Origin of the sequence: Streptosporangium jomthongense, from assembly GCF_042650425.1 — a bacterium.
In the GTDB taxonomy this organism is placed as follows: Bacteria; Actinomycetota; Actinomycetes; order Streptosporangiales; family Streptosporangiaceae; genus Streptosporangium.
Genome location: NZ_JBHSBC010000003.1, coordinates 117,161 through 133,833, shown reverse-complemented (window position 1 = coordinate 133,833; position 16,673 = coordinate 117,161). Strand labels below are relative to the sequence as shown.

Annotated in this window: 15 protein-coding genes and 1 pseudogene; 6 read left to right on the top strand and 10 right to left on the bottom strand. The window is 69.6% G+C overall.

The features are described 5' to 3' along the window. Positions 1–20 precede the first annotated feature (20 nt). The 6 genes from ACFOYY_RS05095 to ACFOYY_RS05070 all read left to right on the top strand — a co-directional run bounded on the left by ACFOYY_RS05095 (position 21) and on the right by ACFOYY_RS05070 (position 6,278). Positions 21–506, top strand: coding sequence for a MarR family winged helix-turn-helix transcriptional regulator (locus ACFOYY_RS05095; RefSeq protein ID WP_352014561.1), 486 nt, complete (start codon positions 21–23; stop codon positions 504–506). A 145-nt stretch (positions 507–651) separates the two neighbouring features. Further along, positions 652–2,280, top strand: a complete 1,629-nt coding sequence (locus tag ACFOYY_RS05090; RefSeq protein WP_386188235.1) for an AMP-binding protein — start codon at positions 652–654, stop codon at positions 2,278–2,280. Then, positions 2,277–3,230 (top strand): NAD(P)H-dependent flavin oxidoreductase, encoded by a 954-nt coding sequence (locus tag ACFOYY_RS05085; protein ID WP_352014559.1) that lies wholly within the window; start codon positions 2,277–2,279, stop codon positions 3,228–3,230. Before ACFOYY_RS05090 ends, ACFOYY_RS05085 begins: the two co-directional genes overlap by 4 nt. Before the next feature lie 428 nt (positions 3,231–3,658). Further along, positions 3,659–4,483 carry a MoaF C-terminal domain-containing protein gene (locus ACFOYY_RS05080; protein ID WP_352014558.1) on the top strand — a complete coding sequence of 275 codons (825 nt, stop codon included), beginning with the start codon at positions 3,659–3,661 and terminating at the stop codon, positions 4,481–4,483. Between the two features lie 253 nt (positions 4,484–4,736). Further along, positions 4,737–5,762 carry an alpha/beta hydrolase gene (locus ACFOYY_RS05075; protein WP_386188232.1) on the top strand — a complete coding sequence of 342 codons (1,026 nt, stop codon included), beginning with the start codon at positions 4,737–4,739 and terminating at the stop codon, positions 5,760–5,762. 150 nt (positions 5,763–5,912) lie between these two features. After that, a complete protein-coding gene (locus ACFOYY_RS05070; RefSeq protein WP_352014556.1) occupies positions 5,913–6,278 on the top strand; it encodes a cupin domain-containing protein in 366 nt (121 codons plus the stop codon). Between the two features lie 64 nt (positions 6,279–6,342). On the opposite strand, the pseudogene ACFOYY_RS05065 reads toward ACFOYY_RS05070, so the two are convergent. The 10 genes and pseudogenes from ACFOYY_RS05065 to ACFOYY_RS05020 all read right to left on the bottom strand — a co-directional run. Continuing rightward, a pseudogene (locus tag ACFOYY_RS05065) lies at positions 6,343–7,188 on the bottom strand (ABC transporter ATP-binding protein); the annotation flags it as partial. Between the two features lie 211 nt (positions 7,189–7,399). Beyond that, positions 7,400–8,458, bottom strand: a complete 1,059-nt coding sequence (locus tag ACFOYY_RS05060) for an ABC transporter ATP-binding protein (protein ID WP_362779889.1) — start codon at positions 8,456–8,458, stop codon at positions 7,400–7,402. A 34-nt stretch (positions 8,459–8,492) separates the two neighbouring features. Next, positions 8,493–9,404, bottom strand: a complete 912-nt coding sequence (locus ACFOYY_RS05055; RefSeq protein ID WP_352014554.1) for an ABC transporter permease — start codon at positions 9,402–9,404, stop codon at positions 8,493–8,495. A gap of 94 nt (positions 9,405–9,498) precedes the next feature. Then, complete coding sequence (locus ACFOYY_RS05050; protein WP_352014553.1) at positions 9,499–10,437, bottom strand: ABC transporter permease; 939 nt, start codon at positions 10,435–10,437, stop codon at positions 9,499–9,501. Continuing rightward, entirely contained in the window at positions 10,437–11,495 is a 1,059-nt protein-coding gene (locus tag ACFOYY_RS05045) for an LLM class F420-dependent oxidoreductase (protein WP_352014552.1), read from the bottom strand. Before ACFOYY_RS05045 ends, ACFOYY_RS05050 begins: the two co-directional genes overlap by 1 nt. A gap of 39 nt (positions 11,496–11,534) precedes the next feature. Further along, positions 11,535–12,299, bottom strand: a complete 765-nt coding sequence (locus ACFOYY_RS05040; RefSeq protein ID WP_362779895.1) for an enoyl-CoA hydratase/isomerase family protein — start codon at positions 12,297–12,299, stop codon at positions 11,535–11,537. 22 nt (positions 12,300–12,321) lie between these two features. Continuing rightward, entirely contained in the window at positions 12,322–13,836 is a 1,515-nt protein-coding gene (locus ACFOYY_RS05035; protein WP_352014550.1) for an ABC transporter substrate-binding protein, read from the bottom strand. Between the two features lie 289 nt (positions 13,837–14,125). Continuing rightward, positions 14,126–14,917 (bottom strand): enoyl-CoA hydratase/isomerase family protein, encoded by a 792-nt coding sequence (locus ACFOYY_RS05030; protein WP_386188226.1) that lies wholly within the window; start codon positions 14,915–14,917, stop codon positions 14,126–14,128. Between the two features lie 45 nt (positions 14,918–14,962). Then, positions 14,963–15,892 (bottom strand): phosphotriesterase family protein, encoded by a 930-nt coding sequence (locus ACFOYY_RS05025; RefSeq protein ID WP_362779903.1) that lies wholly within the window; start codon positions 15,890–15,892, stop codon positions 14,963–14,965. Further along, positions 15,877–16,593, bottom strand: coding sequence for a CoA-transferase (locus ACFOYY_RS05020; protein WP_386188222.1), 717 nt, complete (start codon positions 16,591–16,593; stop codon positions 15,877–15,879). Before ACFOYY_RS05020 ends, ACFOYY_RS05025 begins: the two co-directional genes overlap by 16 nt. Positions 16,594–16,673: the final 80 nt, after the last annotated feature.

Here is a 16,673-nt window from a genome sequence, read left to right as displayed (position 1 = left end):
TCGCCTACTACGATCTCCCCATGTCCGAGCGCGCGAACGTCAGGAATCTCGTCCCCATAGCCGAGCTGCTGTCTTATCGCCTGTCACGCACATCGGCGGCCCTCTCCCGCAGCGCGGCCCTGCGCTACCGCCGCGAGTTCGACGTCACCCTCGGCGAGTGGCGGGCGATCGCCCTGATCGCGTCCGATCCGACACTCACCCTGAACCGGTTGGCCAGGCGCGCCGGTCTGGACAAAGCGCAGATGAGCCGCATTGTGACCAAGCTGACGGAGCGGGGTCTGGTCAACCGGACCGCGGGGTCGGGGCGGACGTCCCAGCTGGCGCTCACCGAGACGGGCGTGGAGGTCTACCGCGGCCTCATACACGCGGCGAACGAGCGCGACGCGACGTTCCTCGCCGTCCTGTCCCCGGAGGAGCAAAAGGTGCTGGTGCGGGCGCTCGACAAGCTCGCCGACCTCGCGCTGGACATGGAGCACCAGGAACGCGACCACACAAACGATCCCTAGAGTGTTGACAACGTCAACAGATTTGCGTACTCCTAGAGCCAGCACGAGGAGGTGGCTCGATGACCGACGCGATCACTGTCTGCGCGTACGTCGCCCCGGGCGGACCACAGGTCCGGCGCACCGACTCCGGGACGGAGGAAGCTTGATGGACCTCAGAACGGCGTGTCCTGTCACCGCGCACGAAGCGCTGGACCGCGCCGCGTTGCTCGCTCCCGACGTCGAGGCGGTGGTCACCGCCGAAGAACGGATCACCTACGCCGAGCTGGCCGAGGAGGTCGCCCGCATCCGCGCGGCCCTCACCGCCGCCGGCATCGGGCACGGTGACCGGGTCGGCGTCTGCCTCGGCAACGAGCCACGCTGGGTCGCCCTGTTCGTCGCCCTCGGGAGCGTCGGAGCCGTCACCGTCCCGGTGAACACCCGGTTCACCGCCGGTGAGGTGGAGTACACGCTGCACCACGCCCGCATCTCCACCCTGTTCGTGGCCGACCGGGTCCTGCGCGTTGACTTCATCACGATGCTGCGCGAGATCGGCATCGGTCACGACGGGACCCCGGCCTGCCCGGCCCTGCCCGAGCTCAGGTCGGTCGTCGTACTCGGCGAAAACGTCCCCGAATGGGGGACCGCGTGGTCGGACTTCGTCGAGGCGGGGAGCGAGGTGGGCACCGTACCGCCCTCCGCCGACCCGGACGACGTCCTGCTGGTCCAGTACACCTCCGGCACCACCTCGCGGCCCAAGGGCGTCCTGCTCACCCACCGCAGCATGTGCGCCGACGCCTTCTTCGCCGGGGTACGCCTCGGTCTGCGCCCTGGCGATCGCTACCACAGCGCGCGGCCGTTCTTCCACGTCGCGGGGAGCACGCTCTCGGTGCTCGCGTCGATCCAGCACGCCACCACCCTGGTGACCATGGCCCGTTTCGAGCCCGCCGAGGCGCTGCGCCTGTTCGAGGCGGAACGGTGCACGCACTTCTCCGGCAACGACACCATCGCGCTGATGCTGCTCAACCACCCCGACCGCGCCCGGCGGACGCTGTACCTGCGGGGAGCATGGGTCGCGGCGTCCTCCACCGTGATCCGGCGCGTGATCGACGAACTCGGCGCCACCGAGTGTGTCGCCGCCTACGGTCTGTCCGAGGCCTCCCCCAACGTCGCGCTGTCCGCCTGGTGGGAGGACGAGGCCGTACGGGCCTCCGGCGCGATGCGCGTCCAGCCGGGTGTCGAGGTCCGCATCCGCGCCCTCGACGGCAGTCGTGACTGCGCCCCCGGCGAGCCGGGCTCGATCCTCGTCCGCGGCTGGAACGTCATGCGGGGCTACCTCGACGACGCCAAGCAGACCGCCGCGACCATCGACTCCGACGGGTGGCTGTTCACCGGCGACATCGGCGTCCTCGACGAGGCCGGGCGGCTGCACTTCGTCGGACGCACGAAGGACATCATCAGGGTCGGCGGGGAGAACGTCGCGCCCGCCGACATCGAGGACGCCCTGCACCGTCACCCCGGCGTCCACCAGGCCGCCGTGGTCGGGGTCCCCGACGAGCGGTTGATCGAGGTTCCCTTCGCGTTCGTCGTGCTCACCGAGTCCGGCGACGCCACCGAGGAGGAACTGCTCAGCTGGTCCCGCACGCACCTCGCCGGGTTCAAGGTCCCCCGTTATCTCCGCATCGTGGACGGGTTCGAGGACATCGGGATGACCGCGAGCTCGAAGGTGCAGAAGAACCAGCTCGCGGCCCACGCGCGCGGGCTGCTCGACCAGGAGCGCAGCGAGGTGGGGGCGTGATCTCCACCTCCGTCACCCGCCTGCTCGGAATCGACCTGCCGATCATCCAGGGCGGCATGTCCTGGGCCTCGTCCAACTCCGCCCTGCCGCTCGCCGTGAGCCGGGCCGGTGGACTCGGCGTCGTCGCCGCCGGCCCGATGCGGATCCCCGACCTGACACGCACACTCGACGAGATGGCCGCCGGGACCGACCGGCCGTGGGCCGTCAACCTTCCCCTCTACCGGCGGGGCGCCGACGAGGTGATCGACCTCCTCCTCCGGCGCAGGCCGCCGATCCTGATCGCGGCCCAGGGCGGGACGCAGCGCTACCTCGATCGCTTCCGCGACATCGGCACCACGTGCCTGCACGTCGTCGCGGGCATCGAGCACGCCCACAAGGCCGCTGCGGCGGGCGTCGACGGGCTGATCGTCGTCGGCGCGGAAGCGGGCGGCCACCCGCCGCCCGCCATGGTCACCACGCAGGTCCTCGTACGCGCCGTCGTCACCGCGGTCCCCGGCGTCCCCGTCATCGCCTCCGGCGGCGTCGCCGACGGCGCGGGCCTCGCCGCGATGCTCGCCCTCGGGGCCGACGCCGCGCAGTTCGGCACCCGGTTCCTCGCCAGCCACGAGGCGGGTGTCCACCCGAACTACAAGGCCGCCGTCCTCGCCGCGACCGTCGACGGCACCCGGGCCGTCGGTCGTGGGCTCGGCGTCACCCGCGCGCTCGCGAACGAGTTCACCGCCCGAATGATCGAACTTGAGGAGTCCAACGCGGACATCGACGTGCGGGGCAAGGCGTTCCAGGCCTCGACGCTGCGGGACGCCGCGCTGTACGGCGACGTCACCTGGGGCAAGGCCGAGGCGGGTCAGTCCGCCGGGCTCATCCACTCGGTGCTCCCCGCGGCCGAGATCGTCGAGCGGATCGTCGCTGAGTACGTCGAGGCCTGTGAGCGGCTCCGCCCCCCGCTGTGACGGCCGCCGACACGCTCCGGAGCACACCGTCGGCACCGGACGTGCGGCGATCACCCGATCCGGTGCCCGCTCAAATCACCTTGACAGCACCGAACCTGGCGGGATGCCATATGGGATCGGCAAGCTTTGCCTTTGAGGCAAGGGAGGTAAGTCTTGAACGATCCTGTTCAAGAGGCGCGGATCGGTCACGTCGCCACGGCGTTCTCCGGGTCCCACCGCGCCGTCTCCGTCTCGTTCATCCCGCTCCACACAACCAGCGTTACATCTGACGACCGGCGTACAGCCGCGCGCTTACTTACAGACCAGAGTCCGCCGTCGCGGACGAAACCGAGCTCGATGAGCCGAGCGGGAGCCACTGGCGCTGCCCCATCCGCGCCCGTGGCCTCCTCGCTCACCCTCGCCTCCGTCTTCCTCCGGTGAGGAGAACCATGATCAGCGACCTTTCCGAAGCCTCGATCCGTCAACCCGTCCACGGACTCCTCGCGGCCGCGGACATCGGTCTCACCAGAACCGATCCGCCGCCCGCCCTCGTCGGCCGCGTGGTCGTGCTCTACGACGACCACGGCACCCGCATCACGCACCGTTTCGGTGCGGACACCGTCACGTGGACGCGTAGCCCGGGGCGCGGAGACGACGTCTCGGCCTCAGGAGAGGGCCGCTACGACGCGTTCCGGGTCGCGGACGATCTCTTCTACGTACAGTTCCGCCACACGCAGACGCCGACGGAGTCCGTGAGCCTCGCGCTCGACTTCACGAGCGGGCACGCGCTTTCTGTGCTCACCCTGGCCGGCGATCCCTCACCGGGCCGGCCCCGGGTCCTGCAGTGCTTCGCGACGGCGCGGATCGAGGGAGTCGAGTCGACCATGCTCCCGCCCGCGCCGTCCACCGCGCTCACCGGCCGCCGTGTGCTGTGGGAGTACGGCCACGACCGCGTGTACGAGCACATCTACCTCGGACCGCGGCAGTACGCCTGGCAGTGCCTGGCCGGTTCCGAGGAGGGGCTCGCGGACACCGACGAGTGCACCGCCTACGAACTGCGCCCCGGCATCTTCCTGTTCGCCTGGCGGGAGAAGGCGCTCCCCTGCGCGGCGGTGACGGTCGCCGACCACCGTGACATCCGCAGCGTCCGTTCGCGGGGCGTGCTGTTCGGGCTCGACGAGTCCCGGCAGGTCCTCGACCATTTCACGCTCGACGGGTTCGGCAGGCTGATCGGCACGACGGTCTATCCCGCCGAGTTCGACCCGGCGCGTTAGACCCGGTTTCCCGGGCCGGACGGCGTGTGCCGTCCGGCCCGGGCGCCCCATCACATAATAGATGAATTGATACATCACATCTAGTATCTAAGCTGTTTTCCCCTCGAAACGGCGTCACGCGCCCGGCCGGACGCGGAACCGGGGCCTGCGAGCCCAGGGGCGCCGAGCCCTGGACGACTCCCCCTCACAGGCCGGTTTCCGCCGACACGGGGACGCGGCCGTTCCCCCCTGCCCGAGACCCGAAGGAATCCCGATGACCGTGACACCCGTCCCGTTCGACCCCGACCTTCTGCCCGCCTACGAGGCGCTCCACGTCGGCGGGGGCCCGCCGCTCGGCCCGGAGACCGTACGCGCGGGGCGCGACGGCGGCGGGTCGATGACCAAGCCCATCGAGGAGATCCTCGGCGACCGCCCGGTGGAGTTCGAGGACCGGGTGATCCCGGGCCCGGCGGGAGCCCCCGACCTCACCGTCTCGATCCTGCGCCCAAAGGGAGGGGTCACGACGCCGGCCGCGCTGTACAACATCCACGGCGGCGGGATGTGCATGGGCAACCGGTTCTGGTCCATGGAGAGCTTCGTGGAGCTCGTCGACGTCTACGGGCTCGTCGCGGTCTCGGTCGAGTACCGGCTCGCGCCCGAGCATCCGCATCCCGCGCCGGTCGAGGACTGCTACGCGGGCCTCGTCTGGGTCTCCGGGCACGCCGGCGAACTGGGCTTCGACCCCGGACGGATCGTCGTGATGGGGCGCAGCGCGGGCGGCGGCCTCGCCGCGGGCGTGTCGCTGCTGGCGCGTGACCGGGGTGGGCCCGCCATCGCCGGGCAGGGGCTGTACTGCCCGATGATCGACGACAGGAACACCACGGCGTCGAGTCACCAGTACGACGGGATCGGCTGGTGGGACCGTAACAGCAACCTCTGGGGCTGGCGTTTCCTGCTGGGCGACGACGCGGGCGGCCCGGAGGTGTCCCCGTACGCCGCGCCGTCGCGGGCGAGCGACCTGTCCGGCCTCCCGCCCGCCTACATCGACGCGGGCGCCTGCGAGGTGTTCCGTGACGAGGCCGTCGACTACGCGACACGCATCTGGGCGGTCGGCGGCCAGGCCGAGCTGCACATCTGGGCGGGGGCGTTCCACGGCTTCACGGAGCAGGCTCCAGGAACCACGGTCAGCCGGGCGTCGAAGGCCGCCCGCGGCTCCTGGCTCGAACGCGTCCTCGACCTCCCCCGCGCGACCGCCTGGGAGGCCGGGGACAGCGGGCCGGGCGGCGGGGCGCACGGGTGACGACCGTCGCGCTTTATACGCACCAGATTTGACATGTGATATATCAAGTATAGAATTCAAAGGAAGACTTCACGCAGCACCGCCGCCATCGGCCCCGGCGAGGACCGGGGCCGGGCCGTCCGGCGACCCCGACGAAGTGAGGAGCGATCCATGACGATGAACTTTCGCCCCGAAGACCTTGATCTGAGCGACTCGAAGCAGCGGCCTCTCGTACCGCCGAGTGCCACGCCCATCGAGCCCGCCGAGATTCTCACCCGCAACCGCGTCCTGCACATGAGCGAGGACAAGAAGTTCATCATCGGCACCTGGGAGTGCGCGCCCGGCTCGTCCCGTTGGGAGTACCCCAACCGGGAGGAGTCCATCTACGTGATCTCCGGCAGCATGACCGTGCAGGAGGACGGCGGCGAACCCGTCAAGCTCACGCCCGGGTCGAGCGCGGTTTTCCCCGTCGGCTGGAACGGCACCTGGACCGTCCACGAGACCTTCCAGAAGGTGTACCACATCTACCGCCTCTAGTTTCCGGCGCGGGAAAGGCCCGGAAGCCGCCACAGCGGCTTCCGGGCCTTCGGCGTTTCGCGCACTACTCGCGGACGGGAAAGTGGCAGGCGTTGAGCACGCCCAGCCCGGTGCGGTCGAGCAGTCCGGGCTCCTCCTCCGCGCACACGTCGGCGGCCTTCCAGCACCGGGTGCGGAACCGGCAGCCGCTCGGCGGGTCGGTCGGGCTGGGGACGTCGCCCTCAAGGATGATCTCCTTCCTGGAGCCGCGGGAGCCGACCTCCGCCGAGGGGATGGCGCTCAGCAGTGCCTGCGTGTACGGGTGACTGGGATCGGACAGCACCTCGGGGCCCGCCTCGACGATCCGGCCCAGGTACATCACCAGCACGCGGTGGCTGACGGCGCGCACGACGGCCACGTCGTGCGCGATGAGCAGGTAGGCCAGTCCCAGCTCGTCCTGCAGGTCCATGAGCAGGTTGATGATCTGGGCCTGGATCGACACGTCGAGCGCGGAGATCGGCTCGTCGAGCACCAGCACCCGCGGTTTCAGCGCGAGCGCGCGCGCGATGCCGATGCGCTGCATCTGCCCGCCGGAGAACTCGTGCGGGAACCGGTTGGCGTACACGGGCTGGAGCCCGACCATCTCCAGGAGTTCCTCGGCCACGTACTTGTCCCGTGGGAGCCCCTGCACGCGCAGAGGCTCCTCGATGATGTCCCGCACCCGCATCCGCGGGTTGACCGACGCGAACGGGTCCTGGAAGACGATCTGCACCTCCCGCCGCAGCATCCGCATCTGGCTGCGGCTCGCGGTCCTCAGGTCCATGCCCTTGTACCGGATGGACCCGGCGGTCGGGCGGGCCAGCCCGACGAGTGACCGTGCGACGGTCGACTTGCCGCACCCCGACTCCCCGACGAGCGAGACGGTCTGGCCCTTGTGCAGGGTGAAGTCCACGCCGTCGACGGCGTACACCGTCTCGGCGTACCGGCCGCGTCTGCGCCTGCCGAGCGGGAAGTGGACCTTGAGTCCCTCGATCCGCAGCAGTTCCTCACCGGCCGGTTCCGCGGGATCCACCACGTCTTGTTGTGTGCTGTGGAACATCAGTTCCGACTCCTCACCGTCGAGCACGAGCGCGGGGACACGCTCAGGGGGTGACCTCTTCAAGGAAGTGGCATGCGGACCGGTGGTCGTCCGTCGGCGCCGGGCGCAGCTCCGGCTGTTCCAGGAGACACCGCTCCCGGTCGCCGCGGAGAGTGCATCGGGGCGCGAAGGAACATCCGGGGGGCAGGTCCGTCGGGTTGGGCGGAAGGCCGTGGATCGGCGTGAGCCGCCGCCGGACGGAGTCCGCAGGCAGCCGGCTCGGCGTGCACCGGAGCAGGCCGACGGTGTAGGGGTGCTTGGGGTTTCCCAGCACCTCCTCGACGGTGCCCATCTCCACCACCCGCCCCGCGTACATGACCAGGACGCGGTCGACGTTCTGTGCCACCAGGCCGATGTCGTGGGTGATCAGCATGATCCCGACGTTGGTGCGCTGCTGTACCTCGCGCAGCAGCCGCATGATCTGCGCCTGGATCGTGGCGTCGAGCGCGGTGGTCGGCTCGTCGGCGATGAGCACCTTCGGGTCGCAGCTCATCGCCATGGCGATCATCACCCGCTGCCGCATGCCGCCGGACAGCTCGTGCGGATACTGCCGGGCGCGCCGCTCCGGCGCCGGCACCCCGACGGCCGCGAGCAGTTCGACGGCCCTGCGCCGGGCCGCCTCCCTGTCGGCCTTCGACGGCCTGCGCCGGTGGGCCAGGATCCCCTCGGCGATCTGCGCCCCGATCCGGTGGACCGGGTTGAGCGAGGTCATCGGATCCTGGAAGATCATCGCCACGTCCGACCCGCTCGCCGCCCGCAGGCTGCGGCGGTCCAGCGCCAGCAGGTCCTTCCCGTCCACCCGGATCTCGCCGGACACGACCTTGCCCGGGGGCTTCGGGATCAGCCCGAGGATGGACATCGCGGTCACGCTCTTGCCCGACCCGGACTCGCCGACGATCCCCAATGTCTCTCCGGCACGCAGGTCGAAGCTCACATCGGTCACCGCCGCCACGGTCCCGCGCTTGGTCGTGAACACCGTCGTCAGGTTCCGCACGGACAGGCATCCGTCCGGCGCCGGGGTCCGCGGATGTTCGTGGATTTCGGACTCGGTCACGTCGGTCATCGACACACCTTCGGGTCGGCCGGTCTCCGGCAGGTCAACTGTTCGCGGTCCGGGGGTCCAGGGCATCCCGCAGCCCGTCACCGAGGAGGTTGAAGCCCAGGGCGGCGACGAAGATCGCCAGTCCGGGCACCAGCGAGAACAACGGGTCTGTCTGCAGGTAGGTGGTGCCGTCGCGGAGCATGCCACCCCACGTGGCCGTGGGGGGCGGCAGACCGAGGCCGAGGAAGCTCAAGCCCGCCTCGATCCGGATCGTCACGGCCGCGGTCATGCTGGCGATGACCACCATCTCGCTGCGCAGGTTGGGCCAGATGTGCTTGTACAGGATCCACGGCGCCCGCGCGCCGAACACGATGCTGCTCTTCACGAACTCCCGCTCCCGGAACGCCAGGGCGGGACCGTGCGCGAGCCGCGCGAACACCGGGATGATCCCGATCACGATCGCCAGCGTGATGTTCCAGACTCCCTGCCCGAACAGGGCGACGAAGAGCAGGGCGAGGATGAGCCCGGGGAACGCCATCTTCACGTCGACGATCCACATGATCACGCGCTCGGTCTTCCCACGGAAGTAGCCGGCGATCATCCCGACCGGAATGCCCACGGCCATCCCCAGCAGCACCGACGACACCCCGATGACCATCGAGACCTGGGTGCCGTAGATCAGCCGCGTGTAGATGTCCCGGCCGAACTGGTCGCGGCCGAGCCAGTGTTCGGCGCTCGGCGGCTCCAGCTGGGCCGCCAGGTCCTGCTGTGCCGGGTCCTGGGAGGTGAACAGGGCCGGAAAGAGCGCGACGAACACCAGAAAGGTGATTATCAGCCCGCCGATGATCAGCAGCGGATTGAGCCGGCGCAGTCCCCTCCTGCGGGGCTGCGAGACATATCGTGAGCCGCCCTTGTCCGGCGGGGGGACGGCGGCGGTCACCACCGCTCCCGAGTCGTTCGTCGTCATGCTCGTACCGGCATTCGTGTCGTCTCGACGTCGCTCGGGCGCCGAGGGCTGTGGATACGGAGCGGCCGGATGCCTGTCGGATCCATGGAGGACCTCACACCGTCTTGGTTCGGGGGTCGAGGACGTGGTAGAGGGCGTCGACGGCCGCGTTCACGAGGACGATCACCGTGGTGATCACGATGATGCAGCCCTGCACGGTCGCGTAGTCACGTGCCTGCATGGCGTTGACCATCAGGCTGCCCAGCCCCGGGCGGGCGAACACCGTCTCGATGAGCACCGCGTCCCCCACCAGGGTGATGAACGAGATACCGGCGATCGGGACGAGGGGAAGCGAGCCGGGCTGGAGCACGTGGCGCACCAGGACGCGGCCCTCCCGCACCCCTTTCGCCCGCGCCGTACGGACGTGGTTCTCCCCGATGACCTCGACCATGAGCGAGCGGGTGATTCGGGAGGTGTAGGCGGTGCTCACGATCCCCATGGCCAGGGCGGGCAGCAGGATCCGTTGCAGGTTCGCGCCGAGATCCGCGAAGGAGGCGACCCCGTTGGTCGGCAGACCGAGTGGCAGCGCGATGAACAGGATCAGCAGCACGGCGACGAAGAAGCTCGGGAAGGACAGCCCGATCAGCGACAGGATCCGCCCGATGACGTCGGGCGACCTGTCCTTCCACACCGCTTCCACGATGCCGAGGGTGATGCCGCCGAGCTTGCCGATGAGGAGTCCCGCCACCGCGAGTTCGAGCGTGTGCGGGAGCACACTCAGGATCGTCTCGCTCACCGGCAGGCCGTTGGTGAGCGAGTTGCCGAGGTCGCCCTGGGCGAGCTGCGTCAGGAACTTCCAGTACTGCAGGAACACCGGGTCGGTGAGCCCGAGCTTCTCGTTGAGCCGCGCCACCGCGTCCGGGGACGCGTCCTGGCCCAGGATGGCCACGGCGGGACCGCCGGGGGTGAGCCGGATCAGGAAGAAGACCGCGGTGGAGACCACCGCCAGGGTCAGCAGCAGCCGCCCGAACAGCTTCAGGAAGTAACGCGCCATCAGCCGTTCTCCGCTCGTGAGGTCACGGGTGCGCCGCAGGCGGCTCGCGATGCCGCGAACACGTGGGCGAGCATGGGCAGGTTCTGTACGGAGGTCCGCGCGATGATCGTCGTGGCGACGCAGTTGTGCCACCGCGTCTCAAGGTCCCGCTGGACCTTCTCGGGCGGGCCGACCAGCGCGATCGCCTCGACCATCTCCGTGGGTACGGCGGCCGCCATGCCCTCGCGGTCACGGGCCTTGAACCGCTCGGTGATCTCCCGGCACGGTTCCTCGAAACCGAGCCGGGCGATGGAGTTGTAGTGGAAGTTCATGCCTTCGGCGCCGTTGGCCGCGACCTGGAAGGCGATGCCCGGCCTGAGCTCGTCGGCGGCCGTCTCGACGTCCGGCCCGAACGCGACGGCCACGCCGGGGGCCACCTCGAAGTTCTCGGGGCGTCCCCCGGGCCGGCGGCGGAACCCGGCCTCAAGCCGTTCCCGGTACCAGTGGTCGAACTCCGGGGAGAAGTTCGTCGGCAGCCAGCCGTCGGCGATCTCGGCGGCCAGCGAGATGTTCTTCGGCCCCTCCGCGCCCAGGTAGATGGGGATGTCGGTACGGGCGTCCCGGATGCCCGGACGGATCGAGCGCCCCAGCCCGGTTCCGCCGGTCGCCGGGAGCCTGTAGATCTCGCCGTTGTGGGAGACCCGCTCCCGCGCGAACGTGTCGCGCATGATCGCGACGTACTCGCGGGTCCACCGCAGCGGCCGTTCGAAGGGCATCCCGTACCACCCCTCGACCACCTGCGGGCCGGACAGTCCCAGGCCGACGACCACGCGCCCGCCGGAGAGCCGGTCCAGCGTCATGGCGGCCATCGCGGTCGCGGTCGGGGCGCGGGCCGCCATCTGCGCGACGCCCGTGCCGAGGCGCATCGTCCTGGTCTTGGCGCCCCACCAGGCCAGGGGGGTGAAGGAGTCGGTGCCGTACGACTCCGACGTCCACCCCGACTCGTAACCGGCGGCCTCGGCGACCTCGGCGGCTTCGGCACCCAGCGTGTAGATCGAGCAGGCGAGCTTATCGATCACTTGGGGCTCCTTCCGGCTCGGTCGCCGCCCGTGGTGTGGTCACCACTGGAAGTTCGCCCCGTTCTCCCGCCTGGCCAGCTGCGCGGTGCGCATGACCCGGTAGCCCGCCTGTACGGCGGCGCCGTAGGGGATGTCGGCGGACTCGTAGAAGAACCTCTTCGCCATGTGCACCGCGTAGGCCGGGTTCGCCGCGATCTGCCGCGCCACCTCCATGGCTCTCTCCTCAAGCCGTTCCGCGGGCACGACCTCGTTCACGATGCCGATCCGCAGGGCCTCCTCCGCGGGTACGCGCCTGCCGGTGACGAGCATCGACATCGCCGCCCGCGTGCCGACGATCTCGCGCAGCCGCGGGATGCCGTTGCCCTGGACCAGGCCGTGCGTGACCTCCGGGTGCCCGAACACGGCGTCCTCGCTCGCGATCACGAGGTCGGTGAGGTTCACGACCAGCGTCCCGAGACCCAGCGCGTAGCCCTGCACCGCCGCGATGATCACGGGCCGTGCGTACCGGAAGTTGTGCGACATCTCGGTTCCGGTGGACACCTCGAACGAGGGCGTCCTGCTCTGCCCTAAATGGTCGCCCAGCTCGCTGAGGTCGGTGCCGCCGCAGAACGCCCTGCCCTCGGCCCGCAGCACGACCGCGCGGCAGTCCTGCAGCTCGTCACCGGTGAGCACCGCCGCCAGCTGCCGGTGCATCTCGAAGTTGAACGCGTTGAGCTTCTCCGGCCGATTCAGTGTGATGACGCCGACGCCATCGGTCACGACCTGGAACTCGACCTCGGCCACTACAGCACCTCTCTTCCGCACAGCTTCTCCGCACCGCGTGGGATCAGCAGTCCTTCGCTTGGGCATCGACGGTGGACTTGTAACTCGGCTGCCAGTTGCCGGGAATCGTGGTCGGCGGCTCGACGCCGCCCATGGTGAACCCGCAGACCGCGCCGTAGGCCTGGTAGGCCACGAAGAGCGGCTTCGCCGCGGCGTCCGAGAGGATCTTGTCGTTGATCTCCTGCCACAGCCGCGCCTGCTCCGCGGAGTCGGACGTCTTGGCCGCCTTCTCGATCAGGGCGTCGGCGCCGTCGTACCCGCCGAAGTTCTGCGCCGGGTGCTTGCCGCCCCGTACGGCCGAGGGGCCGTAGAAGAAGTCCGTGTACGGGATCTGCGGCGTGGGCCGGTAGGAGATGAGGGTGAGCATGAGCGGCTCCTGGCCGGTCATGATCGCCGTCTGCCAGGTCGGCACGTCCACCGTCTTGATCTTGACGTTGACGCCGATCGCCTTCATCTGGGCCTGGAGGACCTGGAAGGTGGTCGCGTTGCTGGGCGCGGTGACGGTGACGTCGAAGCCGTTGGGGTATCCCGCCGCCGCGAGCATCTGGCGGGCCTTGGCCACGTCGAACTCGTACGCCAGGCCTGCCTGCTCCACGTGGGCGTCGGGGACGCCGCCCGGCAGCTGGGCCCCCCACACGCTGAGCGTCGGCTTCGCGGTCCGCTTCCCGGTCAGGGTCACGTAGTCTTCGCGGTTCACCGCGTAGGCCAGCGCCTTGCGCACCTCAGGGTTGGCGGTCGGGCCGACCTTCGTGTTAAACAACAGGTACCAGGTGCCGAAGAGCGGAGTCTCGACGACCTTGAACCCCTTCCTGGAGTCGATGACCTCAAGGCCCTTGTCGCCGGTCGCGGTGGGCGACGCGACGTCGAGGTCACCGCCGAACAGGGCGGCCTGCCTGGCCGTGTCGTCCGCCATGAACCGGATGTCCCACCCGGCGGACAGCGGCTTGCCCAGGTAGTAGTCGTCGTTGGCCAGCAACGTGATGCGCTGGCCCGGGGTCCAGCTCTCGAACTTGAACGGCCCCGGCCCCACGGGGCGCTTGCCGAAGTCCTCGCCCTCGGCCTCGACCGCCTTCTTGCACACCACGAGCCCGCCCTGCCAGTTCGAGATCGTGGGCAGGAACGCGGCGGGCGAGACCGGCTGCTTCATCGTCACCTTCACGGTGCCTGCGTCCACCGCCTCGACCGTGTCGTAGGCGGCGAACACCGAGGCGAACGTCGACTTCTCGGGGTCGGCCGCCCGCTTCAGCGAGAACACCACGTCGTCGGACGTCAGGTCGTACGCCGGGGTCTTCTGGCCCGCGGGACACTTCACGCCTGTGCGGAGCGCGATCGTCCAGACCTGCTTGCCGTCCTGCGTCGCGGGCTGCGGGATCTCCTTCGCGATCCCCGGCTCGAACGGCGCCGTCGCGTTACCCGGCTGATAACGGACGAGGCCGTCGAACAACATCATCGACAGGCTGCGGTCGACCGGCTGTACGGCACGGACCGGGTCCATCGACGTGATGCCCTCGGTGGCCACGCCCCATCGGATGGTCGGCCGCTCGTTCGTCGCCGGACCTTCACCACCGCCACAACCGGCGGCCGCCAGTATCGTGACCAGCGCGGCAGGGGCAACAACCCTGCGTACCTTCATTGTTCGCTCCCATGTCCCGGGCACTGACCCGATTCCGAAAGTCCAAGGAATGATTGATAGGGGTCGTGCCGAGACGGCGGCGATCCCGTCCCCGAGTGATGGAAATCCGCGCTTGGCTGATTTCTCTTGCGGTATAGCCTTGAATGTTACACCTGAAATATCACATGTACAATGGCTATTCCGCGGCTCGGTTCTCCGTACCGGCCGACGATCTCGTCACCCCGAGACCGCCGGTCATCGCCTCACGGGTCATCAGACTGACGTCGCGGGCGTACTCGAAGGCGTGGTCGTAGTCGAGCTCCTGGACGGCCCGGAAGACCCGCTTGGTGAGGCGGATCGCGGTCGGCGACTTCTCCGCCAGGGCCTGCGCGTAGCCGACGGCCTCGGTCATCAGGTCGTCGGCGGGGACGATCCTGGTGACCATGCCCATCGCGTGGGCCTCGGCCGCGTCAAAGAACCGGCCCGACAACAGCAGGTCGAGGGCCTGCAGGCGCCCGACCACCCGGCTCAGGCCGACCGCCACCGTGACCGGGGCGATCCCGTGGTTGGTCTCGGGATAGCCGAACCGCGCCGTGTCGGCCGCGATGACGACGTCGCACGACACCGCGAGCGCGCAACCGCCGCCCACGGCGAACCCGTTGACCGCGGCGATCACCGGCAACGGCACCCGCGACAACCGCTCGTAGATCCGGTCGTTGTCGACCGCGTGCGCGTACCGGTCCCACAGGTCGTCAGGCCGGGGACCCGTCCCGGCCTCCTTGAGGTCGGCGCCCGCCGAGAACGCGGGGCCGTTGCCGGTGACGACGATCGCGCCGACATCCGGATCGGCGACGGCGTCGTCCACCGCCTGGTGGAAGCGCCGCATCATCTCGCCGTTCAGCGCGTTGCGGACCCGGGGACGGTTGAGGGTGATGACGCGCACCCGCCCTTCGGTCCGGCACAGCACCACCTCTGGGTTGTCAGTCACTCGTTCTCTCCTGACGTCGATGGAACATGGCTGGGATGGGAGGGATCAGGAGCCGACGAGAAGGCGCACGGGGTTGTCCACCATGATGGACTCGACGACCTCCCCGGGGACCCCGGCCTCCAGCAGGTCGGGCACGACCTGCTTCAGCGCGTACGCGTACCCGGGTCCTCCCGCGCCGGCGCGATCCCCCGGGATGCACACGTCGTGGGAGATCAGCAGGTGCGACGCCCAGCCCCGGCGGATGAACTCCACCATGTTGCGGATGCGCCGTTCCTGCTGGTGGGGGTTGCGGGGGCCGTTGCGGTCGTAGCTCACCAGCGCGCCGCGCTTCGCGAGCAGCTCGTGGTAGTCGAGGTAGGGGTACATGTCGCAGTGGGCCACGGCGACCCGCCGCAGGTCGCAGCCCTCCTCCTCAAGCACGTCGAGCTGCCATCTCCCGACGTCGCTCTTCACCGCGTGCAGGACGAGCCCGAGATCGGTCTCCTTCTGGACCCTCGCCGCGGCGCGCAGCACCCGCTCCTCGACCGCGGACAGGTAGCCGTGGTCGGCCCCGATCTCGCCGATCACGCCCGGCCGGATGCCGTGCACCCCGGTCCTGACGTCCTCAAGGAGGATCTCGGTCAGCTCCGCGACGCTGACCTTGTTCATGTCCTCCTCGTAGAAGGACTCGCGGTACCAGCCGCAGCCCATCACGATGTGCACGCCGGTCTGCTCGGAGACCGAACGCAGCAGACCGGGGTTCCTTCCCAGGCCGTTGTTCGTGCAGTCGATGATCGTGCTGCCGCCCGCCGCCTTGAACTCCTTGAGGTCGGCCACGGCGTCCTCGGACTCGTCCAGGGTGGGGTCGGGCCGCGGCCGGTCCTTGATGAGGTCGCAGACCACGTGCTCGTGCGGCAGGATCCGGCCCAGTTCCGACGCCGCGACCGGGCCGCGTACGGTCTCGACGGTCCGGCCGTCCGCTACGCCGCGTGCCACAGGTCGTCCCTGTCGCTCTTGAGCGTCACCTCGGCGATGCCCTCCGGTGCGGCCACGAGCTCCACCTCGGTGAGCCGCTGGGCGTCCTCAAGGCTCCAGCCGGGCACGAGCTCGCGGACGATCGCCCTGCCGTCCTCCAGATCGATCACGCCGATGTCGGTGACCAGCCGGTCGACGCACCGCGGCGCGGTCATCTCCAGGTCGAGCCGGTTGACGAACCGCCGCGGGCGCGGCAGCAGCTGCATGGCGACGATCACCCGCCGGGCGCAGAACGCGAGGTCCTGGGCGCCGCCGATCGCGCCCGCGATCGCCCCGGGCAGCCAGAAGTTGGCGAGGTCACCCTGCACGCTCACCTGGAACGCTCCCAGGATCGTCGCGTCGAGGTGACCGCCCCGGATCAGGGCGAAGGACTCGGCGTGGTCCATGACGACCATCCCGGGACGGGGGATGATCGGCTGCCTGCCTGCCGTGGCCAGCGACGGATCGACCTCGTCCTGGGTACGGGCCTGCCTGCCGTGCCCGAGGACGCCGTGCTCGCTGTGCAGGAAGATGTCCTCGTCGTCCTCGATGAAGAGGCTGCACAGCATGGGCACTCCGACGCCCAGGTTGATGACGTCTCCCTCACGGAAGTCCTGTGAGATGCGTCGCGCGATTCCAACCCTGGTCAGGGATGGCGCGGAGGGGTGTTGAGCTGGCGTCATAGCCTGGCCGGGGGTTCGGGCCCAGTGTCCCCCGAACTCCTTTCCCGAGGATGGATTCACCCGAGGCCGCCCGACCGCCT

Bases quoted from the DNA above. Each gene is read 5' to 3' on its own strand.
- ACFOYY_RS05095 (WP_352014561.1), top strand. From the start codon at position 21: ATGTCCGAGCGCGCGAACGTCAGGAATCTCGTCCCCATAGCCGAGCTG.
- ACFOYY_RS05090 (WP_386188235.1), top strand. From the start codon at position 652: ATGGACCTCAGAACGGCGTGTCCTGTCACCGCGCACGAAGCGCTGGAC.
- ACFOYY_RS05080 (WP_352014558.1), top strand. From the start codon at position 3,659: ATGATCAGCGACCTTTCCGAAGCCTCGATCCGTCAACCCGTCCACGGA.
- ACFOYY_RS05075 (WP_386188232.1), top strand. From the start codon at position 4,737: ATGACCGTGACACCCGTCCCGTTCGACCCCGACCTTCTGCCCGCCTAC.
- ACFOYY_RS05070 (WP_352014556.1), top strand. From the start codon at position 5,913: ATGACGATGAACTTTCGCCCCGAAGACCTTGATCTGAGCGACTCGAAG.
- ACFOYY_RS05060 (WP_362779889.1), bottom strand. From the start codon at position 8,458: ATGACCGACGTGACCGAGTCCGAAATCCACGAACATCCGCGGACCCCG.
- ACFOYY_RS05055 (WP_352014554.1), bottom strand. From the start codon at position 9,404: ATGACGACGAACGACTCGGGAGCGGTGGTGACCGCCGCCGTCCCCCCG.
- ACFOYY_RS05050 (WP_352014553.1), bottom strand. From the start codon at position 10,437: ATGGCGCGTTACTTCCTGAAGCTGTTCGGGCGGCTGCTGCTGACCCTG.
- ACFOYY_RS05020 (WP_386188222.1), bottom strand. From the start codon at position 16,593: ATGACGCCAGCTCAACACCCCTCCGCGCCATCCCTGACCAGGGTTGGA.